The sequence below is a fragment of the Streptomyces sp. NRRL S-87 genome, from assembly GCF_000719335.1.
In the GTDB taxonomy this organism is placed as follows: domain Bacteria; phylum Actinomycetota; class Actinomycetes; order Streptomycetales; family Streptomycetaceae; genus Streptomyces.
Genome location: NZ_JOGB01000020.1, coordinates 99377 through 120064, shown reverse-complemented (window position 1 = coordinate 120064; position 20688 = coordinate 99377). Strand labels below are relative to the sequence as shown.

The 20688-nt window shown below is 75.3% G+C and carries 20 protein-coding genes and 1 pseudogene; 9 read left to right on the top strand and 12 right to left on the bottom strand.

All coding sequences use genetic code 11. The annotated features are described in order from the left end of the window. Positions 1-53 precede the first annotated feature (53 nt). Positions 54-500 (bottom strand): hypothetical protein, encoded by a 447-nt coding sequence (locus IF43_RS0115215; RefSeq protein WP_051795366.1) that lies wholly within the window; start codon positions 498-500, stop codon positions 54-56. Between the two features lie 100 nt (positions 501-600). Here IF43_RS0115215 and IF43_RS0115210 point away from each other — a divergent pair, with 100 nt between their 5' ends. The 3 genes from IF43_RS0115210 to IF43_RS0115200 all read left to right on the top strand — a co-directional run bounded on the left by IF43_RS0115210 (position 601) and on the right by IF43_RS0115200 (position 2302). Next, positions 601-1281 (top strand): metalloregulator ArsR/SmtB family transcription factor, encoded by a 681-nt coding sequence (locus IF43_RS0115210; protein ID WP_030199989.1) that lies wholly within the window; start codon positions 601-603, stop codon positions 1279-1281. A 96-nt stretch (positions 1282-1377) separates the two neighbouring features. Further along, positions 1378-1833, top strand: a complete 456-nt coding sequence (locus IF43_RS0115205) for an iron chaperone (protein WP_030199988.1) — start codon at positions 1378-1380, stop codon at positions 1831-1833. Positions 1834-1861: 28 nt separating this feature from the next. After that, complete coding sequence (locus IF43_RS0115200) at positions 1862-2302, top strand: hypothetical protein (protein WP_051795365.1); 441 nt, start codon at positions 1862-1864, stop codon at positions 2300-2302. Positions 2303-2428: 126 nt separating this feature from the next. On the opposite strand, the gene IF43_RS0115195 is transcribed toward IF43_RS0115200, so the two are convergent. After that, the gene (locus tag IF43_RS0115195) at positions 2429-3313 is read right to left on the bottom strand and encodes a diacylglycerol kinase (RefSeq protein ID WP_030199986.1); all 885 of its coding nucleotides are present in this window, start codon (positions 3311-3313) and stop codon (positions 2429-2431) included. Between the two features lie 53 nt (positions 3314-3366). Continuing rightward, on the bottom strand, positions 3367-4995 hold the full coding sequence (locus IF43_RS0115190; RefSeq protein WP_234332183.1) for an FAD-binding oxidoreductase: 1629 nt from the start codon (positions 4993-4995) through the stop codon (positions 3367-3369). Positions 4996-5015: 20 nt separating this feature from the next. Between IF43_RS0115190 and IF43_RS0115185 the strand changes: the two genes are divergently transcribed. Together IF43_RS0115185 and IF43_RS0115180 are read left to right on the top strand one after the other, a co-directional pair. Continuing rightward, positions 5016-5603, top strand: a complete 588-nt coding sequence (locus tag IF43_RS0115185; protein WP_030199979.1) for a TetR/AcrR family transcriptional regulator — start codon at positions 5016-5018, stop codon at positions 5601-5603. After that, entirely contained in the window at positions 5600-7162 is a 1563-nt protein-coding gene (locus tag IF43_RS0115180) for a glycerol-3-phosphate dehydrogenase/oxidase (RefSeq protein WP_030199977.1), read from the top strand. The genes IF43_RS0115185 and IF43_RS0115180 overlap by 4 nt, the downstream gene beginning before the upstream one ends. Positions 7163-7261: 99 nt before the next feature. Here the strand turns inward: IF43_RS0115180 and IF43_RS0115175 are convergent, their stop codons facing one another. The 7 genes and pseudogenes from IF43_RS0115175 to IF43_RS43705 all read right to left on the bottom strand — a co-directional run. Beyond that, positions 7262-8173, bottom strand: coding sequence for an STM4011 family radical SAM protein (locus IF43_RS0115175; protein ID WP_030199975.1), 912 nt, complete (start codon positions 8171-8173; stop codon positions 7262-7264). Positions 8174-8183: 10 nt separating this feature from the next. Continuing rightward, positions 8184-9653 (bottom strand): STM4012 family radical SAM protein, encoded by a 1470-nt coding sequence (locus IF43_RS0115170; protein WP_078910182.1) that lies wholly within the window; start codon positions 9651-9653, stop codon positions 8184-8186. Then, a complete protein-coding gene (locus tag IF43_RS0115165; RefSeq protein WP_030199972.1) occupies positions 9650-10456 on the bottom strand; it encodes an STM4013/SEN3800 family hydrolase in 807 nt (268 codons plus the stop codon). The genes IF43_RS0115170 and IF43_RS0115165 overlap by 4 nt, the downstream gene beginning before the upstream one ends. Positions 10457-10553: 97 nt before the next feature. Further along, positions 10554-11660, bottom strand: coding sequence for an STM4014 family protein (locus tag IF43_RS0115160; protein ID WP_037888618.1), 1107 nt, complete (start codon positions 11658-11660; stop codon positions 10554-10556). Positions 11661-11671: 11 nt separating this feature from the next. Next, positions 11672-12631: an STM4015 family protein gene (locus IF43_RS0115155; RefSeq protein ID WP_030199968.1), complete on the bottom strand. Its 960-nt coding sequence runs from the start codon at positions 12629-12631 to the stop codon at positions 11672-11674. Positions 12632-13005: 374 nt separating this feature from the next. Then, positions 13006-13545, bottom strand: coding sequence for a hypothetical protein (locus IF43_RS0115150; protein ID WP_158939323.1), 540 nt, complete (start codon positions 13543-13545; stop codon positions 13006-13008). A gap of 463 nt (positions 13546-14008) precedes the next feature. Continuing rightward, a pseudogene (locus tag IF43_RS43705) lies at positions 14009-14455 on the bottom strand (DUF6777 domain-containing protein); the annotation flags it as partial. Positions 14456-15283: 828 nt separating this feature from the next. On the opposite strand from IF43_RS43705, the gene IF43_RS0115140 reads away from it, so the two are divergent. Genes IF43_RS0115140 through IF43_RS0115130 form a run of 3 tightly spaced genes read left to right on the top strand, consistent with a single transcriptional unit; the run spans position 15284 to position 18213 of the window. Beyond that, entirely contained in the window at positions 15284-15550 is a 267-nt protein-coding gene (locus IF43_RS0115140; protein WP_030199963.1) for a ferredoxin, read from the top strand. Beyond that, the gene (locus IF43_RS0115135) at positions 15543-16934 is read left to right on the top strand and encodes an NAD(P)/FAD-dependent oxidoreductase (RefSeq protein ID WP_030199962.1); all 1392 of its coding nucleotides are present in this window, start codon (positions 15543-15545) and stop codon (positions 16932-16934) included. The genes IF43_RS0115140 and IF43_RS0115135 overlap by 8 nt, the downstream gene beginning before the upstream one ends. A gap of 31 nt (positions 16935-16965) precedes the next feature. Next, positions 16966-18213, top strand: coding sequence for a cytochrome P450 (locus tag IF43_RS0115130; protein WP_030199960.1), 1248 nt, complete (start codon positions 16966-16968; stop codon positions 18211-18213). Positions 18214-18335: 122 nt separating this feature from the next. Here the strand turns inward: IF43_RS0115130 and IF43_RS0115125 are convergent, their stop codons facing one another. Continuing rightward, entirely contained in the window at positions 18336-19064 is a 729-nt protein-coding gene (locus tag IF43_RS0115125; RefSeq protein ID WP_030199958.1) for an SOS response-associated peptidase, read from the bottom strand. Between the two features lie 208 nt (positions 19065-19272). Beyond that, the gene (locus tag IF43_RS0115120) at positions 19273-19509 is read right to left on the bottom strand and encodes a hypothetical protein (RefSeq protein ID WP_030199951.1); all 237 of its coding nucleotides are present in this window, start codon (positions 19507-19509) and stop codon (positions 19273-19275) included. 237 nt (positions 19510-19746) lie between these two features. Here IF43_RS0115120 and puuE point away from each other — a divergent pair, with 237 nt between their 5' ends. Further along, a complete protein-coding gene (puuE, locus tag IF43_RS0115115) occupies positions 19747-20661 on the top strand; it encodes an allantoinase PuuE (RefSeq protein WP_030199950.1) in 915 nt (304 codons plus the stop codon). Positions 20662-20688: the final 27 nt, after the last annotated feature.

Genomic DNA, 20688 nt, shown 5'->3' with positions numbered 1-20688 from the left:
CCTCGGGGCGGAAGGGTCGCGAAGGTGTCGGCCGAACGCCCGCTCCCCGGGGTTCAGGAAGTGCGGTCCGGCCCCTGGGCGCGGTCCTCCACGTGGTACTTCTGGGCGAGTCGGGCGAGGGCGACGGCCGCGAGCAGGAGGCCGAAGTCGCGCAGCGCGATGTCGTAGAAGCCGGGGACGGTCAGCAGGTTGACGATGATGCCGGTGAGCCAGGCGGCGACGAGCCAGCCGCCGAAGCGCGGGGCGAGTGCCACGACGACACCGGCGACGATCTCGATCACGCCGACCGCGGACATGTCGGCCTGGGCGCTGCCGGGTACGACGTCGTCGATCCAGGGCGCGAGGTAGGCCGGCCAGTCGACGAGCAGGTTGGCGAACTTGTCGAGGCCGAAGAGGACCGGTGCCGCCGTGAAGCCGATGCGCAGGATCCAGAACGCCTGCCGACCGGGGTCGGCGAACTGCGCGTGGCGGCGGCTGGTGGGGGTGATGGTGGCCGTCATGACAGCCTCCTTCTAAAAATGAGTTCTCTTGACGATAGAAACCCCGTTTCCTTCTTTAGTCAAGAGTCATGGGTTTTACACTGGGAGCGTGGAGCAGCCCATGGACCCGAAGGACACCTCGCACGCGGACATCGCCGCCGTGGCCTCGCTCGACGAGCCCACCCGCAGGCGCCTCTACGACCACGTGGCCCGCCAGCCCGGACCGGTCAGCCGGGACGAGGCAGCCGCGGCGCTCGGCCTGGCCCGGCAGACGGCCGCGTTCCACCTGGACCGCCTGGCCGAGGAATCACTGCTGGACGTCGTCTACGAGCGGCGCACGGGACGGACGGGGCCCGGGGCCGGCCGCCCGGCCAAGCTCTACCGGCGCTCGGCCCGGCAGGTCGCCGTCAGCCTTCCCGACCGGCGGTACGAGCTGGCCGGGCGGCTGCTCGCGCAGGCCCTCGAGGAGGCGGAGGCCACCGGCGAGCCGGTGCGCGGGGTACTGCACCGCAAGGCGGCGGAGCTGGGCGCATCGCTGGGACGGCGGGCCGGCGGGGGCGTCTTCGAGGTGCTGGAGCGCAACGGGTTCGAGCCCCGGCACGAGGGCGACGCCGTCGTGCTGGCCAACTGCCCCTTCCACGCCCTGGCCAGGGACCACACCGAGACCGTCTGCGGCATGAACCTCCACCTGGTCGGCGGCCTCCTCACCGGCCTCGGTGACGCGTCCTTCCTGGCGCGCCCGGCCCCCGGACCCGGCCGGTGCTGCGTCCGCCTCGACCCGGCGCCGCGATGGACCCCGTGATCGATGCGCAGGACGTCGGCTCCCGGGCCGGGGCAGGATGTGAGCACGACAGCGGGCCGCATCCGGCCGGTCCGCGCACGGACGTGGAGAGACGCCATGAGCAGCACCGGCAGCGGCGCGTACGAGGGGTTCTCGGCCGAGGAGCGGGCCGCGATGAAGGACCACGCGGAGGACATGAAGAAGGCGGCGCGGCGCGGCGGCTCCCGCGCGGAGAAGGCCGCGCAGGCGGTGCAGGACGTCCTCGCGAAGATCGCGGAGATGCAGGACTCCGACCGCGCCATGGCCGAGCGGGTGCACGCCCTGGTCACGGCCGCCGCCCCGGCCCTGGAACCGAAGCTCTGGTACGGCATGCCCGCGTACGCGGTCGACGGCAAGGTCGTCTGCTTCTTCCAGAGCGCCGAGAAGTTCAAGGCGCGGTACGCCACCCTCGGGTTCAGCGACCTGGCGCAGCTGGACGAGGGCGCGATGTGGCCGGCCGCGTTCGCCCTGACCGAGGTCACGGACGAGGTGGCGGCCCGCATCACGGAGCTCGTGAAGCGGGCGGTGGGCTGAGGGGCGGGCCGGGCGGGAGAGCGACACCGTGCCCCGACGCCCCGGGAAGCCGCGTCGGCTGGTCGCCGACGGGCGCGCGTACCTCTGGACGCTCCGCCACCGGCACGACGGGCCGGCGGACGGCAGGTCCGGGGGATGCCGCGAGACCCTCACGCTGCACCCCCAACCAGCCGGCGCCGGCGGCCCGTTGCGCATCGTGTTCACCCAGGGACCGGACCGGTACGTCCCGGGCGGGTTCCCCCTGGGCTCCGGCGACGTGGGCTACGTACGGGGCGCGTCCCTGAACCTCCACGAACCGGGTGCCGTCCGGGCGCTGCTCGACGCCGCCTCCGCCGCCGGGTGGCGGCCGGGGCACCCGGGGGCGGTGGAGGTCGACGGCTGGTCCCTGCTGGAGGCGGCGGACCGGATCCACCGCGGCGGCGAACGCCATGGGGAAGCCGCGGCGCCTTCGGCCGCCGACGGGCCGTGACGTACTGCCCGGCCGCCCGCACGCCGCACGAGCAGGAGGGCGGGGCCGGGAACCCGTGCCCGCCGCTGCCGGGACCGGCGGCCGCGCCGCGTGGGGGGGCGGCGCGGCCGTCGGGGGCTCCTCGGCTCAGCGCGGGACGAGCAGGGACAGCGAGCGCGGCACGACCCGTGCCACCGCGGGGAGCGGGCCGGCGAGGTCGCCGTCCGCGTACGCGTTGATCCCGTCCGACTCGATGCGCACGGTCGCCGAGCGGTGCGTGCTGACCGCGCTCTGGCGCACGTGCGTGCCGCGGAAGACGGTCGGGAAGAACCGCACGAGCCTGGCGCGCGGCAGAGCCGCCACCAGGGTGAGGTCGAGCAGGCCGTCCCGGGGGTCCGCGTCCGGGCAGATGCGCATGCCTCCGCCGTAGCTGCGGGTGTTGCCCACCGAGGCCATCGTCAGGTCCCGGCGGATCTCCTGGCCGTCGTCGAGCACCAGCCGGAAGGGCAGCGGTCGCAGGCTCGCCAGCTCGGCCAGCATCGCCAGGTGGTACTTGAGGCGGCCGCGCGGCCGTGTCATCCGGTTGGCCCGGTCGCTCACCAGCGAGTCGAAGCCGATGGCGAGCACCGAGCCGAAGTACCGGCCCGCGCCGTCGGCCGTCTCGATGCGGCCGGTGTCCACCCGCAGCACCCGGCCGGCGGCGATGACGTCGGCGGCGGCCCGCGGGTCACCCAGCGGCAGGCCGTACTCCCGGGCGAGGTCGTTGCCGGTGCCGGCGGGGACCACGCCCAGCGGCAGGTCGGTCTCCGTGACGGCCTGGAGGGCCAGGGAGATCATCCCGTCGCCGCCGACGACCACGAGCGCGTCGACGCCGGAGCCCACCGCCTCGCGCGCCAGCCGCAGGCTGTCGGCCGGGTCGGTGCCGGTCGCGGTGGTCACGTCGATGCCGTGTTCGCGCAGCCGGGCCACGGCCGGGCCGGCCGCCCGGGCCGCGTGCCCGGACGCCGCCGCCGGGTTGGTCAGGACCAGCACGCTGCGGACGCCGCGGACCTCGGCCCCGTCCGCCCCCTCCCCCGGTCCCGTTCTCACGGGATCAGCTTTCCGGGGTTGAGGATGCCCGCCGGGTCCACGACGCCCTTGACGGCGCGCAGGACGGCCACGCCCAGCTCGCCGATCTCCCGCTCCATCCAGGCCCGGTGGTCGGTGCCGACCGCGTGGTGGTGCGTGATGGTGCCGCCGGCGCCCATGATCGCGTCGCTGGCGGCGGCCTTGGCGGCCTGCCACTGGGCGATCGCGTCGCCGCGCTGTGCCGCGACCACCGTGAAGTACAGGGAGGCCCCGGTGGGGTAGACGTGCGAGATGTGGCACATCACGAGCGAGGTGCTGCCGCTCGCCTGCAGGGCGCCCTGCAGGGCGCCGGTGACGGCGGTGCGCAGCTGCTCCAGGTCCGACCAGGTGGCGGCCGTCTCCAGGGTCTCGCACAGGGCGCCCGTGTCGAGCAGCGCGTCGCGCAGGTACGGGGCGTCGAAGCGGCCGTGCTCCCAGGCGTGGGCCGGGTCCTCGCCGAGGGAGGTGGCGCCGTGGGCGAGCAGGGTGCGGCGGGTCGCCTCGTGCCGGGCCTCGACCTGCTCCTCGCTGCCTTCGAAGACCGTGACGGCCATGCAGCCGCTGACCGCCTGCGGCGCGCCGATCTTCGAGGTCATGGCGAGGTTGACGCCGGTCTCGGTCTCGTCCGAGAGGCGGATCACGGTGGGGCCGGTGCCCTGCTGCTCCACGGCCCGCAGCGCCGCCGTGCCGGTGGCGAAGTCGGGGAAGCGCCAGGCCTCGTACCGGCGGACGGCGGGGACGGGGTGGACCCGCACCCGGACCGCGGTGATCACGCCGAGGGTGCCCTCGGAGCCCAGGAACAGCTGGCGCAGGTCGGGTCCGGCCGCGGAGGCGGGGCCGCGGCCCAGTTCCAGGGTTCCGGTGGGGGTGACGACGCGCAGGCCGCGGACCATCTCGTCGAAGCGCCCGTACCCGGCGGAGTCCTGGCCGGACGAGCGGGTGGCCGCGAAGCCGCCGATGGTGGCGAAGCGGAAGCTCTGCGGGAAGTGGCCCAGCTCGAAGCCGTGCGCGCCGAGCAGTTCCTCGGCGCGCGGGCCGGTCACGCCGGCGCCGAGGACCGCCTCGCCGGAGACCTCGTCGAAGGAGAGCAGGGCGTCGAAGCGGCGCAGGTCGAGGGAGACGACCGCACCGAACTGTCCGCGGACCGGGTCCAGTCCGCCGACGACGCTGGTGCCGCCGCCGAACGGGACCACCGCGATGCGCTGCCGGGCGCAGAGCTCCAGGACGGCCCGGAGCTCCTCCTCGGTGCCGGGCAGCACGACCGCGTCGGGCGCGTCCTGCGGCTCGGTGCTGCGGCGGCGCAGCAGGTCCGGCGTGGACTTGCCGCCCGCGCGGGGCAGCCGGTCGGCGTCCAGGACGCTGACGTGCCCGGCGCCGACGATCTCGGTGAGCGCCTTGAGGTGGACCCCGCTCAGGGCCGAGGGGCGCAGCCGCACCTCGTCGCGGGCGGGCGCCGGCGTCGGCGCGTCGAGCTCCAGGAGGCTGTCGAGGAGGCCCTTGACGTCCTCGGAGAGGGGTTTCGCCAGCTGCGGGTCGCCCCAGGCGTTCCAGGCCATGGGCGGGGTGGGCAGCGCTGCGGCGTCGGACGGGGGCAGGTGCGTAGACATGCGTTACAGTTTTCCACATCATGTCAATCAGTAACAGCGCTGGAAGCGACGACGAGTCCCCGAGCATCGACGACAAGATCCTCGACGCGGCGGCCGAACTGGTCACCGTGCTGGGCAAGCGCGTCCAGCTCGCCGAGATCGCCCGGCGGGCCGGGGTGAGCCGGCCCACGGTCTACCGGCGCTGGCCCGACGTCCGGGCCGTGATCGGGTCCCTCCTGACCCGCGAGATCATGCGCACCGTCGAGCGGACCCCGCGCTCGGGCGAGGACCGCGCCGGCCTGGTCGAGTGGATCGTCGACGTCGCCGTGCAGCTGAGGGACCACCCGGTGCTCGGCGGTCTGCTGCGCGACGGCGACCTGCTGGCCGAGTACGTCGTCCAGCGGCTCGGCACCAGCCAGCGGACCCTGCTGACCCTGCTGCGGGAGGCCGTCGAGACCGGCCAGCGGGGCGGAACCGTCCGCCCGGGCGAACCGGTCCAACTCGCCGCCATGGTCCTGCTCATCACCCAGTCCACGGTCCAGTCGCACCGCATGGTCGCCGACCTGCTGCCGGAGACGGCGTGGCGGAGCGAACTGGCCCTCGCCCTGAACGGATACCTGAGGCCATGACCGAATCCGCCCGCCCGGCCCCCGACGCCCCGCGTTCGGCCCTCAACGCCGCCCGCCGCACCGCCGACCTCACGGAACTCGCCGCCGGAGACCCCGTCGACCTGCTGGTCGTCGGAGGCGGCGTGACCGGGGCCGGGGTGGCCCTGGACGCCGCCGCGCGTGGGCTGCGCACCGTGCTCGTCGAGGCGCGCGACCTCGCCTTCGGCACCAGCCGGTGGAGTTCGAAGCTGGTCCACGGCGGGCTGCGCTACCTCGCCTCCGCCCAGGTCGGCGTCGCCCACGAGAGCGCCGTCGAACGCGGCATCCTGATGACCCGGACCGCCCCGCACCTCATCCGCGCGCTGCCGCAGGTGGTCCCGCTGCTGCCGTCGGTCTCCCGGTCCACCGCGGCCCTGGTGCGCACCGGCTTCGTCGCCGGCGACGTGCTGCGGATGTCCGCCCGCACCCCCGCGGACGTGCTGCCGCGGGCCCGTCGCGTGGACGCCCGCGAGGCGGTACGACTCGTGCCCGCCGTCCGCTCCGAGGGGCTGCGCGGCGCCCTGGTCGCCCACGACGGCCAACTCGTCGACGACGCCCGGCTGGTCGTCGCGATCGCGCGGACCGCCGCCGAGCACGGCGCGCGCGTCCTCACCCGGGTCGAGGCCGCGAACGTCACCGGCACCGGCGCCGACGTGACCGACACGCTCACCGGCGAGACGCTCCGCATCGAGGCGCGGGCCGTCGTCAACGCCACCGGCGTCTGGGCCGACCAGCTCGACGCCTCCATCAAGCTGCGGCCCAGCCGGGGCTCCCACCTGGTGTTCGACGCGGCCGCCTTCGGCCGGCCCAAGGGCGCCCTCACGGTCCCGGTCCCCGGCTCCACCAGCCGCTTCGTCTTCGCGCTCCCCCAGCAGCTGGGCCGCGTCGTCCTGGGGCTGACGGACGAGGAGGCCCCCGGCCCCGTGCCCGACACCCCCGTACCCACCGACGCGGAGGTCGACTTCCTCCTCGACACCGTCAACACCGCCCTGGGCCGCGCCCTCACCCGGGCCGACGTACGGGGCTCCTACGCCGGGCTGCGACCCCTGCTGGACGGCGGGGACGGCGCCACCGCCGACCTCTCGCGGCAGCACGCCGTACGCGAGGCGCCGTCCGGGGTGATCACCGTGGTCGGCGGCAAGCTCACCACGTACCGGGCCATGGCGGAGCAGGCCGTCGACACCGCCTGCCGGCTGCGGGGGCTGTCCGCCGGGCCGTGCCGCACCCGCGACCTGCCGCTGGTCGGCGCCCCCGGGCACCCCGGCAGCCGGCCCGCGACCCGGGCGGACGCGCCCGCCCCGCTGATCGCCCGGTACGGGGGCGAGGCCCGCGCCGTGCTGGCGGCGGCCACGGTCCCGGATCCCGAGGGCCGGATCGCGGAAGCGATCAACATCACCCGGGCCGAGGTCGAGTTCGCGGTGACCCACGAGGGCGCCCTCGACGTGGAGGACGTCCTGCACCGCCGCACGCGGATCGGCCTGGTGCCCGAGGACGCCGAGTCGGCCCGGGCCGCCGTGGCGGAGATCGTCTCCGGCGACTGACCGGACCGGCCCGCGGTCCGGGCGGCGGGTGCGGGCGGCACGGGGGCGGGACGGATGCCCGCTCCGCACGGGGCCGCCGTGCACACGCCGCATACCCCGCTAGCTACCCCGCCGGCCCGTGCGCGGCGCGGCTCGGTCGGTACGGGCGGCCCCGGCGGTGGGGAGGCGGCCGGGGGCGGGGACGCGTTCGAGGACGCCGCCGGCGAAGACGTCGTAGAGCGGGAGCGTCTCGAGGTGGACGTACCCGATGTGGCAGTCGCACACGGCCAGGGGGCAGGGTCGCGGGCCGAGGGCGGTGCGGTAGGAGCCGTCGTAGAGGTTGCCGAGTTCGGCCCGTACGAAGTGGCAGCGGCGGACGGTGCCCCCGCCGTCCACCGAGACCACCGACGCGCCGGTGCGGCAGGGCAGGCCGGCGGACCGGTGCGGGTGGCGGCTGTAGGGGAAGAGCGGGTCGACGGCGGTCCAGAGGTCGGCCTCGGCGTCCGTGTACCGGTGGCCCTCCGCGGCGTTGACCCACAGGTAGACGTGCGCCGGCAGGTCGGCGCGGAGCCTGCGGGCGTGCGGGAGGTTCTCCGGGAGGCCGACGATGCCGACGCTGTGGCGGACGCCGCGCTCGGCGAGGTCGTGGACCTTCGCCAGGAAGCGCTCGTAGGGCGTCTGGCCGGGGTGGTACGTGCACCAGAGCGCGAGCGTGTCGAGGTCGGCCCCGGCGAGCCAGTCGGTCCGGCAGCTGAGGTTGGTCTGGATCGCGACGCGGGCGACGTTCGGCCGGTGCGAGAGGTCGACCAGGGCCCGCCGGTACCAGGAGCGGACCAGCCCCTCGCCCCAGGGGGTGAACAGGACCGAAAGGCGGTCGTCGGCGGCCGCCGCGATCCAGGCGGTGAAGCGTTCGAGGGCGGCCCGGTCGGCGCGCAGGAGGTCGGGGCTGTCGCGGCGCTTGGCGAAGGGGCAGTACGGGCAGTCGTAGTCGCAGGAGGCGAGCGGGCCGCGGTAGAGGATCGTGAGGTCCATGGGCGGCGGCCTACTTCGGTGCGTAGGCGGCCATGGCGGCGCGGACGGCGGGCGAGAAGAGGGCGGGGCCGAGCGCGTCGGAGTGCGCGAGTCCCTCCGGGGTCAGGCGCAGCAGGGCGCCCCGCTCCGTGCCGGCGCCCGGCCCCGGGTCCCGGAGCCAGCCGCGGGCGGCGAAGTCGGCGAGTTCGGCGGGGAAGTCGGCGTACGGGTCCGAGCCGAAGCGCGCCCGGTAGTCGTCGAGCGGCATGCCCTGCGCCTGGAGGAGCGACTGCAGGAGGTGGCGGCGACGGGCCTCGTCGCCGTCGACGTACCGGCCGTGCACGGCGCGGGTGAAGTCGGCGGTGGCGGTGTAGTCGTCGATGATCGCCCGTATCTCGCCCATGTCGACGGCGTAGTCGAAGGAGTAGTGGAGGTCGGCGGTGTAGGAGCGGGCGCCGCAGCCCAGGCCGATCATGCCGTCGGTCTGGCAGGCGTGGTCGTCGGGGCCCCGCGGGGCCGCGCCGGGGCGGCGGAACATCCGCATCGAGACCTGCTCGTACCCGTGCGCGAGGAGGTGGTCGCGGCCCTGCCGGTACAGGGCCAGGCGCTGTTCGTCCCACTCGCGGTCGGTGTGGGCGGTGCGGCGGGCGAGGCCGGTCAGGGGGCGGACGTAGAGGGGGTAGAGGTACAGCTCCTCGGGTTCCCAGGCGAGGGCGGCGCCCAGGGAGCTGCGCCAGCTGGCGGGGGTCTGGCCGTCGATGCCGTAGATGAGGTCGATGTTGAGGACCGGGATGCGGGCCTCCCGGATCCGGCCGAGGGCGGCCTCGACGTCGGCGCGCCGCTGGGGGCGTACGGCGGCCCGGGCCTCGTCGTCGACGAAGCTCTGGACGCCGAGGCTGAGGCGGGTGGCGCCGCGGTCGGCGAGGACGGCGAGCCGGTCGGCGGTCGCGGTGGCGGGCGAGGCCTCGACGGAGAGCGGGACGGCCCGCAGGTCGGCCCCCATGCGCCGCTCGGCGATGTCGCACAGGCGGGTGAGCTCGTCGGCGGTGAGGAAGGTGGGCGTGCCGCCCCCGAAGGCGGCGTTCGCGAAGCGGACGGGGTCCTCGTCGCCGAGCGCCTCGCGGACGGCGGCGGCCTGGCGGTCGAGCGCGTCGAGGTAGCGGCCGGTGAGGCCGTCGGGGGCGCCGATCCGGGTGAACAGGTTGCAGAACCCGCAGCGGACCTCGCAGAACGGTACGTGGAGGTAGAGGGAGAGGGCGTCCTTGGGCTCGCCGCGCCACAGGTCCCGCAGGGCGGGCCGGCCGGGCAGGCGGCGGTAGGCGGTCTTGTGGGGGTAGGCGTAGACGTAGCTCTGGTACGGGCGGACGCCGGCCGGGGTCCCGGCGGGTGCGGGAGCGGCGGTGGTGGCCGGGACCACGGGTGCGGCTGCGGGAGCGGACGCCGGCGGGGCGGGGGCGGGGGCGGACGCGGTCGGGGACACGGGTGCGGCGGGGGCGGTCATGCGGACGGCTCCAGGAAGAAGTGGGCGTACGGCACGGTCCACACGGCCTCGTGGGCGAGGCGGTGGCCGGTGTAGCCGTCGTCGCCGTAGGTCGTGCCGTGGTCGGAGCAGACGATGGCGAAGCAGCGTCGGCGGGAGCTCATCGCGGCGAAGAGGCGGCCGACGTGCCGGTCGACGTACTCCAGGGCGGCGGCGTGGCTGGCGCGCGTGTCCCCGGCGTCCGGGGTGGCGCCGGGCAGGTGGAACCAGTTGGGCTGGTGCAGCGCGGAGGCGTTGAGGAAGAGGAACAGCCGCTGGTCGGCGGGGAGTCCGGCGACGACCTGCTCGGCGCGCTCGACCTGCGCTTCGAAGGAGGTGGGGGACGCGACGCCGAACGCGGGCTCCCAGTGGCTCTCCTGGAACATCCCGGGCAGCACGTCGCCCAGCGCGCCCTGCTTGTTGAAGAACCCGACGCCGCCGATGCAGACGGTGCGGTACCCGGCCGCGGCGAGGCCGGAGACCAGGTCCGGGGTGTCGAAGACGTACGTGCGTCCGGCCGTGCTCTCGCTGCCGGCGAAGCGTGCGGCGAACAGCCGCGGGTGCGGGCCGGGCGCGGCGGGGGTGGGCAGGAACCCGGCGAACATCGCGTGGTGGGAGGCGTAGGTGAAGCTGCCGGGGGCGTGCCGCCGCTCCCACGCGCCGCCCGGGAGGTGGCGGGCGAGGTGCGGGATGCGGCCGGCGGCGGCCAGTTCGACGGCGACGTCGTGGCGCAGGGTGTCCAGGGTGAGGAGGAGCAGGTCGTCACGGCCGACGACCTCGTTCATGTCGGGGTCCGGGGTGCGGGGGTCCGCAGTGTTCGGGTCCGCGGGGCGGGGGTCCGCGGTGTTCGGGTCCGCGGGGCGGGGCTCCGCGGTACGGGGGTCAGGCAGGTGCACGGCGGTTCCTTGCGACGTGGTGCGGTGCTGCGGCGACTTGGGCCGCGTACGTGTCCAGGCCCTCGGCCCCGCTGCCGGGCAGGCCGGTCAGGCCGGGCAGCAGGTCGCCGAAGGCGTTCACCTCGGCGACGGCGAACCGCCGCCAGCCGACGGCGGGGAGCAGGTCGACGCCCACGCACAGGGTGTCCGGGAAGCAGGCCGCGGCCCGTTCGCAGGTCTCCAGGGCGTCGGCCCACTTCGGCCCGGCGGCCTCGGCGACGGCCCCGAGGTCGCCGCGGCTGCCGCCGAGGTGGAGGTTGGTCATGGGCGAGCGGCTCGTGCGGACGACGGCGTGGGTGGCCCGGCCGGCCACGACGACCACGCGCAGGTCGGCCGCACGGCCGCCCAGCGAGGCCTTGGGCCACCAGCGCTCCACGTGCAGCCCGTCGGGGGCGAGGGCGTCGACCAGGGCGGCCGCCTCGGGTTCGCTCGTGATGCGGCGCACCCGCAGGGAGTTGTGCAGGCTCCCGTCCTCGGCCGTCTCGACGGAGGTGGTCGCCCTGATCCTGCCCCGCCCGGCGGTCTCGACGGCGACCACGCCGGACGCGGAGGAGCCGTGGGCGGGTTTGACGAACGCGCGGGGCATGCCGTGCGCGGCCATCAGGTCCCGTACGTCGGCCCAGCCGCGCACGGGCGCGGCGCCGCCGGAGGTCGGGGACGCCGGGACCGGTACGCCGGCGCGGTCGAGGGCGCGGTGGCAGAGCCGCTTGTCGAACAGGACGGCCAGCTCGTCTGGGTCGTCCAGGCGGCGGCCACCGGTGAGGGTGCGGACGGCCGCGGTGAAGCGGGCGTACCAACGGGCGCCGCCCTCGACCCGGGTGGGGTCGGCGACGCCGCGCAGGATCCGGTCGACCTCGGGGTCCTCCCCGGGCGAGTCGAGGCGGACCAGTTCGTCGGCGGCGAAGGCCGCACCGCCCTCGCGCAGGACGGACACCCAGGGCACGACACGCGGCGCGGGCCGGCCGGCCCGGCGCACGGCCTCGGTGAACAGGGCGAGGCGGCGGTTCGTCGGGTTGCCGACGACCGCCCAGCGCGGGGGCGTGTGCTGAGTCATGGGCCGGCTCGCTACTCGCCGACGGCGACGAAGCGGTGGACCCGGCCGTCCCACTCGTCCTCTTCGGCGCCGTCCCGGTCGAGGTCGAGGATGACGCCGGCGCCCTCCAGGGCGTCCTTGAAGCGCTGCTTGACGGGGTCGCTCAGGTAGTTGTGGTGCAGGTCGAGCTTCTTGAGGTGGGTGAGCGGCTGGCCGCCGAGGAGTGCGGCGGCGCCCTGGTCGGTGAGGACGCCCATGGAGAGGTCGAGGGTCTCCAGGCGGGCGACGACGGGCGCGGACGCCATCGCGGTGGCGATCTCGTCCTGGTACTCGCTGTTGCGCAGGGCCAGGTGGCGCAGGCCCGGCAGGCGGTCGCCGGCCATGATGGGCTCCACGTCGGTGAGGGTGCTGTCGCCGCCGTACTCGTCCGTGCCGAGCCAGAGGTCGAGGTGCGTGAGGGCCGGCAGGTCGCTGGCGGCGATGTTGCGGACCACGCGGGCGGGCAGGCCGCCGGTCTCGACGGTGAGGGAGCGCAGGTGCCGGTGGGTGAAGGGCGGGACGGCCAGCCCGGTGCCACCGCGGACGCCGAACTCCTCCAGCTCCGGGAAGTTCTCCAGGAGCGGGCCGACGTCGCCCTGGTTGATCCAGCTGACCTCGCACTCCTCGGACACCATGTCGCCGAGGAAGAGGGCCCGCAGGGCGGGGAGTTCGGCGCGGGCGCCGACGAGCGCCCCGATGATGTCCTCGGGCCCGTTCTCGTACGCCTCCTCCCAGGCTCCGACGACGATCGCGCGGACGCGGGAGGTGTCGACGGCCGCGGTGAAGCGGGTGAAGGCCTCGGTCCAGCTCTCCTCGGCGTCGTAGGAGTCGGAGGCGATGCGCCAGGCGACGGAGTCGGCCGCGGGCAGCGGGGTCCGGCCCTCGTCGTCCGGACCGGGGAAGGTGAAGACGGGAAGTCCGTACGACTCCGTCAGGTGCCTCGGGTAGCTCATCGTGCCCGCCGTTCCTCGTGTGTCGCGCCCGTCGCGCCGGGTGCGCCTCGTCCTGTCCCTCGTGTCCGGCGCCGCGGCCGCGGGGCCCTCGGGCGGGCCTCGACCGGGTGTGCGGCGTCGATGTGTGCAAGTTGTAGCAAGTGGCGCTGACAGGGCCGGTGGCGGGGGCCGCGTGGGACGCGGCGGGGCCGTGGTCGGACCCGGCCCCTGGCTTCGGGAGTCGACGCGGCCGCACCGGGTGGAGCGTCGGGAGGGGGGCAGCCGGCGGGGCCGGGCGAGTTGACGCCGGGGCAGATCCGCGGCGAGGAGACCGCGGGGCTGCGCCGGGTGACCGCCGGGCGCGCGTGCGACGCGGCGCCCGGCGAGGTGCCCGACTACCCCGGGGTCGCGGCGGGGTCGGGGGCGGGCTGTCGGAGCGTGTTCTGCGTGGTGCTCCCGGCGCCGTCGGCGGGCGGATCCGATGCCGGGTCGGGCTTGGGCTTCTGCCCGGTGGCCGGGGCGGGCTTCTCCCCGGTGGCCGGAGCGGGCTTCCGGTCGGGTGCGGGAGCCTGCTTCTGGTCCGTCGCGGGAGCCTGCTCCTGCTCCGTGGACGGGGCCGGCTGCTGCCCGGTCGGCGGCTGCTTGTGGCCGGAGTCCTGCCCGGAGTCCTGGTCGGTGCCCTGTGCGGGGTGCTCGGGCGGCTTCTGCCCGGGGTGCTCCGCGGGGTTCGCCGGGTCCTTCGACGAGTCCTGCGGCGGCTGCTGTCCGGGACCGTCGCCCGGCTGCTGGCCGGTGGTCTGACCGGTGGTCTGACCGGTGGACTGACCCGGGTTCCGGTCGGGCTCCCGGTCGCGGTTCTCCCCCGGGTCCTTGACGGGGTCCTTCGCCGGCTCGGACGCCGGCTCGTTCGCGGGGTCCTTTCCGGGCTTGTCCACCGGCTCCTTCGCAGGGGCCTTCTCGGGCTCCTTCACCGTTTCCTGCGCAGGGTCCTTCTTGGTCTCCTTCGCCGGGACCTTCTCGGGGTCCTTCGCCGTGGTTCTGGTTCTGGTTCTGGTTCTGGGCCGGATCCTGGTTCTGGTTCTGGTTCTGGTTCTGGTTCTGGGCCGGATCCTGGTTCTGGTTCTGGTTGCCGGCCGGGTGCTGGTTCCGGTCCGATGTCTGGTCGGGGTTCTGGTCCTGGTCCTGGGGCCGGTTCGTGTCGTCCGTGTCCCGTCCGGGGACCTGGTCCGGCGCGTGGGGCTGCTCCTGCGGGCGGGGCGAGGGCAGCGCCGGCCCGGGGGCGTCGGAGGGCCGGTCCGCCGGGGGCGGGGCCGGGCGGTCGTGCGTACCCCGGACGTCGCCGCTGCGCCGCTCGTACCAGCCCTTGCTGCCCTTGTCGTACATCGTGACGGTCTTCACCGGCTCGGCCGCCGGCCTGACCGCGACGACGTCGGCGGACCGGAACGTCGACCACTCGGTGCCGCTGTACGTCTGCGCGCCCCTGGCCGCGACGGGTGGCGTCAGGGGGTTGCCGCAGGCACAGCGGACCCTGGGCACGCCGCGGTCGTCGACCAGGACGGCCGTACCGGCCTGCAGTACCGCCTGGTAGCTCGTGGCACGGCCGCCGGCGAACCCGTGGTTGGTGACCCGGGTGTCCCAGCCCAGCCGGACCGGTGTCAGCGACCGCAGGTACGCGGGGACGGCGGACTGCCGGATCCCCAGCGGGGCGGCGAAGGCCCTGCCCTTGTCCCCGTGCCGGGTGAGGAAGTCGACCTGGCGCTCCACGTCGCAGCTGGCGACGTTGCGCGTGCCGCCGTACAGGCCCGGGTGCGCCCCGTCGACCTCCAGGGCGCGGGCGCCCTGCATCCTGCGGTCGGTGCCGCCGGCGGTGGCCGGGGTGATGTCGCCGGCCGTGGTCTCCCCCGCGGTCGAGGGGGTGAACGGATCGGGGCCCGCGGCCGAGGCGGACTGGAGGAAGATCTCCCCGCCGGGCGCCCCGTTGCCGGACATGAGGGTGAAGGCGAGCACGGCGGCCGCTCCCACGACCACCGCGGTGCCGGCGCTCAACACGGTCTTGCGCGGTCGCCTGCGGCGGACCGCGCGCCCGGGCCCGTCCGGGGCGCCGGGTCCGCCGGCCCCCGGGCCCGGCGGCCCGGGTGGTGGCGGGGATCCGGAGGGCGGCGGGGTCCCCGCGGGCAGCGCGGAGCCGGGCGGCGGTCCGCCGGTCGGCAGGGACCCGGCGGGCGGCGGGGGCGGCGGTGTGGGCAGCTCGTGCGTGGAGCGTCCGGAGAGCGGACCCGACGGGGGCCCGGTGGGGCGGCCGGACGAAGGGGGCAGGGAGGTCATGACGCGCTCCCCTCGGGGGAGGGCGTCGGGGGAATGGCAGCGTTCCGCATCTTCGTGCTCCTTAACGGTGGGTGCGGGCCCCGACGGGGTGTGCGGGCCTCCGGTCCTTGACGTGCGCGGACCCCACGTCCTTCGAGTAAGCCCTCGGCCGTGAGGGGCGTCACGTCGCGACTTCTCGGGGCTTGACAGCGGGCGCCGGGGCGACCCGGGAGGCGACGCGCGGGGGCGGGGTCCGGGCCGGGCGCGGCCGAGGGGTCACTCCACCGGCCCGTCCGGGCGCGCCCCGGCCGGGTTCCCGGCACAGGCTGGGAACAGGGGAGTCCCGGCCACGAAAGGACCCGCACCTTGCTGAGGCTCGTAGTCGATCTCAACCGCTGCCAGGGATACGCGCAGTGCGCCTTCCTCGCACCCGACGTCTTCGCGATGCACGGAGAGGAGGGCCTGCTCTACGACCCCCAGGCGCAGGAGGCCCAGCGCGACCGCCTCCTCCAGGCGGCCGCCGCCTGTCCCGTGCAGGCCATCCTGATCGACGAACCGGACCTGGCGGCCGCGTCCGCCGGCGGTGGGCAGGACGCGGTCCGGTCCGCCTCGGGCGAGGCGGCCGCCGATGCCTGACAGCACCCTCGAACACCTCAGACGGGGTGGTCGCATCGTCGTCGTCGGCGCCTCCCTGGCCGGCCTGCGCGCCGCCGAGACGCTCCGCGAGAAGGGTTTCGCCGGCACCCTCACGATGGTCGGCGACGAGCCCTACGACCCCTACGACCGCCCGCCGCTGTCGAAGCAGGTGCTGCTCGGCCACGCCGACGCCGCGCGCACCGCCCTGCCCCGGCGGCGCGCCATCGACGCCGACTGGCGGCTGGGCGTGGCCGCGACGGGTCTGGACATGGCGGCCCGGCGGGTGCGCCTGGAGGACGGCCAGGAGGTCCCCTACGACCGCCTCCTCATCGCGACCGGCGTACGGGCCCGGCCCTGGCCCAACCCGGCCGAGGCGGAGCTGGACGGCGTCTTCGTGCTGCGCACCCGCGACGACGGCGTCGGACTCTCCCGCCGGCTGGCCGCGGGCCCCCGCCGCGTCCTTGTCATCGGCGCCGGTTTCACCGGCTCCGAGATCGCCTCCGCGTGCCGCGAACGGGGCCTCCAGGTCACGGTGGCCGAACGCGCGGACGCCCCGCTGGTCGGTGCCCTCGGCGGCGTGATCGGCCAGGTCGCCGCCGACCTCCAGCGGGAGAACGGCGTCGACCTGCGCACCGGAGTGATGGTCACCCGCCTGGAGGGCGACTCCGCCGGCCGGGTCCGGGCCGCGCACTTCTCGGACGGCACCAGCGTGGAGGCCGACGTCGTCGTGGTGGGCCTCGGCGCCGTCCGCAACACCGAGTGGCTGACCGGTTCCGGCCTCGGCGCCGGACCCCGCGGCATCGCCTGCGACGCCGGCTGCCGCGCCTTCGACATCCGGGGCATCGTCACCGACGACATCTTCGTCGCCGGCGACGTCGCCCGTTCCCCGCACCCGCTCTTCGGCTACCAGTTCCTGTCGCTGGAGCACTGGGGCAACGCCGTGTCGCAGGCCGAGACCGCAGCGCACAACATGCTCAGCGAGAGCACCGAGCGGCGCCCGCACATGTGGGTGCCCGCCTTCTGGTCGAGCCAGTTCGGGGTCAACATCAAGTCCGTCGGCGTGCCGTCCATGGGCACCGAGGTGATGATCACCCAGGGTTCCCTGGCCGAGCGGCGCTTCGCCGCCGTCTACGGCTACCAGGGCCGCGTCATCGGCGCCGTCACCTTCGACAACACCCGCTGGCTCGAGTTCTACGAGCGGCAGATCGAGATCACGGCACCGTTCCCGCCGCCGTACGACACCGTCGACCGGCGCCCCGAAGGCAGGCGCCCCGTGCCGGCCGACTTCCCCGACCCCTCGGTCCCCACCCACGGGCCCACCATCACCCTGAGCGGCTACTCGCCGGCCGATCGGCGGATGGAATTCACCCCCGCCGGGCACTGACCCGCCGACCGGCCCCCGGAGGAGCCTCCCCATGTCCCAAGACATCCTGCGCCGCATCCTCGACCCCGCCAGCCGCGCCGACCCGTACCCGCTGTACGAGGAGCTGCGCAAGACCCCCGTCTACCGCGACGGCGACGGGCCGTACGCGATCAGCCACTACCACGACATCCGGGCCCTGCTCCACGACCCGCGGATCAGCTCCGACCCGCGCAACCGGACGGACGTCGGCAACGACCCGCTGGCCGATGCCGAGGAGGAGGAGTCCACCACCCTGCCGACCCCCTTCCTCCGGCTCGACCCGCCGGAGCACGACCGGCTGCGGCGCATGACCAACCGCCCCTTCGGGCCCCCGCACTCGCCGCACCGCGTCGACTCCATGCGGCCCGAACTCCACACGATCGTCAAGGACCTCATCGACGGCATCGGCGACCCGGGAGACGTCGACGTGGTCGAGCAGTTCTCGTACCCGTTCCCGGTGACCGTGATCTGCCGTCTGCTGGGTGTGCCGCACGAGGACGAGTCCCGCTTCCACGTCTGGGCCGACACGCTGGCCGCCAGCCTCGACCCGGACCCGGACTCCGACCCCGACGAACGCGCCAAGGTCTCCCAGGGCGCCCGCATGGAGCTCGGCATGTACCTGGCCGGGCTGATCGAGGAGCGCCGCAAGAAGCCCGGCGACGACATGCTCTCCCGGCTGGCCGCGGGCGGCGGCGGCAAGGGCGAGGACGGGCCCATGTCCACCATGGAGCTGCTGAGCACCGCGGCGCTGCTGCTGATCGCCGGCCACGAGACGACGGTCAACCTCATCACCAACGGCATGCTCACCCTCCTGCGCCACCCCGAGGTCCTGGCGGACCTGCGCGCCAACCCGGGCCTCGCGGTGCCCCTGGTGGAGGAACTCCTGCGCTACGAGCCCCCCGTGCAGCTCCTCCCGGGCCGCACCGCGCTCGCCGACATCGAGGTCCGCGGCGTCACCATCCCGAAGGGCTCCACGATGTGGCTGGTGTTGGCCTCCGGCAACCGCGACCCGGAGCGCTTCGAGGATCCGCACCGCTTCGACCCCTACCGGAAGGACATCCAGCACCTCGGGCTGGGCAGCGGCATCCACAGCTGCTTCGGCGCTCCGCTGGCCCGTCTCGAGGCCCAGACGGCGCTGTCGGAGCTGGCCCGCCGGCTGGAGAACCCGCGCCTCGTGGCGGACCCGCCGCCGTACCGGCAGAACGCGGTGCTGCGCGGCCCGCGCCACCTGCGCATCACCTGCGACGGCATCCGCCCCTGAGCCCCTGGCCGGGCACGCGCGGGGGCGGGCCGCGCGCGCCCGGTCTCGGGCGCGAAGCCCGGCCCCGCCCCCGGGCCGGCTCGGTCCGTGTGGCCAGCCGGCCCGCGCCTACGCCGGTTCGCCTACGCCGGTTCCAGGAGGTGGGGGCCGTTGTTGCGGACGCTGTTGACCGCGGTGGAGACCGCCGTCGCGGTCAGGCGGCCGTCGGCGGGGGTGTGCAGGAGGGCGCGCAGGTCGTCCGTGTGCTGGTGGGCGGGGTCGAGCCAGGTGGCGTAGTCGTCGGGGTGGAGGGCGAGGGGCATCCGGGGGTGGATGCGGCCCGCCTCGTCGGTGGCCTCGGTGGTGATGATGGTGGCGGTGGTGAGCCAGGCCGCCGGATCGTCGTCGTCCTGCACGGACCTGTCGCGCCAGAACTCGTACAGGCCCGCCATCGCCATGACGCCGTCGTCCGCGGGGCGGATGAAGTACGGCTGCTTGTACGCCTTCGCCGTGCCGCTCGCGGGTACCGCGACCCACTCGTAGAAGCCGTCCGCCGGCAGCAGGCAGCGCCGCCGGGTGAACGCCTTGCGGTAGGCGGGCTTCTCGTGCACGGTCTCCACCCGGGCGTTGATCATCCGGGCGCCGACGGAGGGGTCCTTCGCCCAGGAGGGGACCAGGCCCCACCGCACGGGGCGCAGCCGCCGCCGCACCTCGCCCGTGCCGGTGTCGACGCGTTCGAGGACGGTCCACACCTCGTCCGTCGGCGCCACGTTCCACGAGGGGCCCGGCGCGCCGCGGTCGGGGTCGAGTTCGGCCTCGAAGAGGCCGGCGAGGTCTTCGGGAGCCCGTGAGGAGGCGTAACGGCCGCACATGCCTCCACTGTCCCATCCGGCACGGCAGCGGCGCAGCGGCACGGCGGAACCGGTCACGGTCACCAGGACTCCTCCGCGCCGGGCCGCGGCGCCGGCCGGCCGGCCGCCGGGCCCGGCGGTCGCGGAGCCCACCGGCGTGAGTGCCGAGGCGGGGACCCGCCGGCCCGTCAGGGGGGACGGCCCCGGCCGGTCCGGGGCCGCGGGCGGCTCAGTGGGGGGTCCAGGTGAACTTGCCCCCTCCCACCCACCGGACCTCTTCCAGGTCGTCGAGGTCGTGGATCAGGACGCCCGATTCGGCCGCGATCAGCAGCACGTCGGTCATCGACGTCGCCCTGCCGACGAACTCTCCGTCGACCTCGACGATGCGGAAGGGCGGATCGGCGGGTTGGACACCCAGGACGGTGATCCGCGCCGGAGAGAGATGAGGAGTCGAGCCTTCGGTCATGCGAAAACGGTTCCACGTCGAGCCGTGCGACGCATCCCGCGCCGTTGCGCCGACCGCCGTGCGGGGCGACGCGAGGGACCCGCGAGAGGCGTCGCGGAGCGCCGCGGAGCGCCGCGGGACGGCCTCGCGCCGCGCCGGCGGAGCGCGCGTACGGACCGCCTCGCCGCTCCGACGGAGCGCGACGCGGCGCGGCCCGCCTTCCCGGTACGGCGGGCGAACGGCGGTAGGGTGCCGCCCGTGTCCGAGCAACAGCGGGACCTGGTCGGCTACGGCGCCGAGCCGCCGCACGCCGGCTGGCCCGGCGGTGCCCGGGTCGCCGTCAGCCTCGTCCTCAACTACGAGGAGGGGGGTGAGCAGAACGTCCTGGAGGGCGACGCCGCCTCCGAGGGCTACCTGCACGAGATCGTCGGCGCTCCGCCGGTGGTGGGCGGGCGCGACCTGAACGTCGAGTCGATGTTCGCGTACGGCTCGCGCGCCGGCTTCTGGCGCCTCCACCGCACGCTCACGGCACACCGGGTGCCGGTCACGGTCCACGGAGTGGGGCAGGCGCTGGAGCGCAATCCGGACGCGGCGCGGGCGATGGGCGCGGCCGGCTGGGAGGTCGCGGGCCACGGCTGGCGCTGGATCGACTACCGGCACGTGCCCGAGGACGTCGAGCGCGCCGACATCGCGCGGACGGTCGCGACGGTCGAGCGGCTCGTGGGGCGCCGCCCCGTCGGCTGGTACACCGGCCGCACGAGCCCCCGTACCCGGAGCCTGGTCGCCGGGGCGGGCGGCTTCCTCTACGACTCCGACGACTACGCGGACGACCTGCCCTTCTACGTGGAGGCGGCCGGCCGGCCGCACCTCGTGGTGCCGTACTGCCTGGACGCGAACGACTTCAAGTTCCTGATCGTCCACGGTTTCACCACCGCCGACGACATGCTCGACTACCTCGTCGACACGTACGACGCACTGCACGCCGAGGGCGCCGACCGTCCGCGCATGATGAGTGTCGGCCTGCACAGCCGGATCACCGGCCGGCCCGGCCGCATCCGGGCCCTCGACGGGTTCCTCAGGCACGTCTCGCAGCTCGGCGGCGGGTGGATCGCCACCCGCGAGCAGATCGCGCGCCACTGGCTGGCCACGCACCCGCCCCTGCCCCGGCTCTGAACCGCCGACGCGGTGTGCTCCGGCGCC

What these genes read in the sequence shown, in the direction of transcription:
- IF43_RS0115215 (WP_051795366.1), bottom strand. Translation starts at nt 500, where the DNA reads ATGACGGCCACCATCACCCCCACCAGCCGCCGCCACGCGCAGTTCGCC.
- IF43_RS0115210 (WP_030199989.1), top strand. Translation starts at nt 601, where the DNA reads ATGGACCCGAAGGACACCTCGCACGCGGACATCGCCGCCGTGGCCTCG.
- IF43_RS0115205 (WP_030199988.1), top strand. Translation starts at nt 1,378, where the DNA reads ATGAGCAGCACCGGCAGCGGCGCGTACGAGGGGTTCTCGGCCGAGGAG.
- IF43_RS0115190 (WP_234332183.1), bottom strand. Translation starts at nt 4,995, where the DNA reads ATGTCTACGCACCTGCCCCCGTCCGACGCCGCAGCGCTGCCCACCCCG.
- IF43_RS0115185 (WP_030199979.1), top strand. Translation starts at nt 5,016, where the DNA reads ATGTCAATCAGTAACAGCGCTGGAAGCGACGACGAGTCCCCGAGCATC.
- IF43_RS0115180 (WP_030199977.1), top strand. Translation starts at nt 5,600, where the DNA reads ATGACCGAATCCGCCCGCCCGGCCCCCGACGCCCCGCGTTCGGCCCTC.
- IF43_RS0115175 (WP_030199975.1), bottom strand. Translation starts at nt 8,173, where the DNA reads ATGGACCTCACGATCCTCTACCGCGGCCCGCTCGCCTCCTGCGACTAC.
- IF43_RS0115170 (WP_078910182.1), bottom strand. Translation starts at nt 9,653, where the DNA reads ATGACCGCCCCCGCCGCACCCGTGTCCCCGACCGCGTCCGCCCCCGCC.
- IF43_RS0115165 (WP_030199972.1), bottom strand. Translation starts at nt 10,456, where the DNA reads ATGAACGAGGTCGTCGGCCGTGACGACCTGCTCCTCCTCACCCTGGAC.
- IF43_RS0115160 (WP_037888618.1), bottom strand. Translation starts at nt 11,660, where the DNA reads ATGACTCAGCACACGCCCCCGCGCTGGGCGGTCGTCGGCAACCCGACG.
- IF43_RS0115155 (WP_030199968.1), bottom strand. Translation starts at nt 12,631, where the DNA reads ATGAGCTACCCGAGGCACCTGACGGAGTCGTACGGACTTCCCGTCTTC.
- IF43_RS0115135 (WP_030199962.1), top strand. Translation starts at nt 15,543, where the DNA reads ATGCCTGACAGCACCCTCGAACACCTCAGACGGGGTGGTCGCATCGTC.
- IF43_RS0115130 (WP_030199960.1), top strand. Translation starts at nt 16,966, where the DNA reads ATGTCCCAAGACATCCTGCGCCGCATCCTCGACCCCGCCAGCCGCGCC.
- IF43_RS0115125 (WP_030199958.1), bottom strand. Translation starts at nt 19,064, where the DNA reads ATGTGCGGCCGTTACGCCTCCTCACGGGCTCCCGAAGACCTCGCCGGC.
- IF43_RS0115120 (WP_030199951.1), bottom strand. Translation starts at nt 19,509, where the DNA reads ATGACCGAAGGCTCGACTCCTCATCTCTCTCCGGCGCGGATCACCGTC.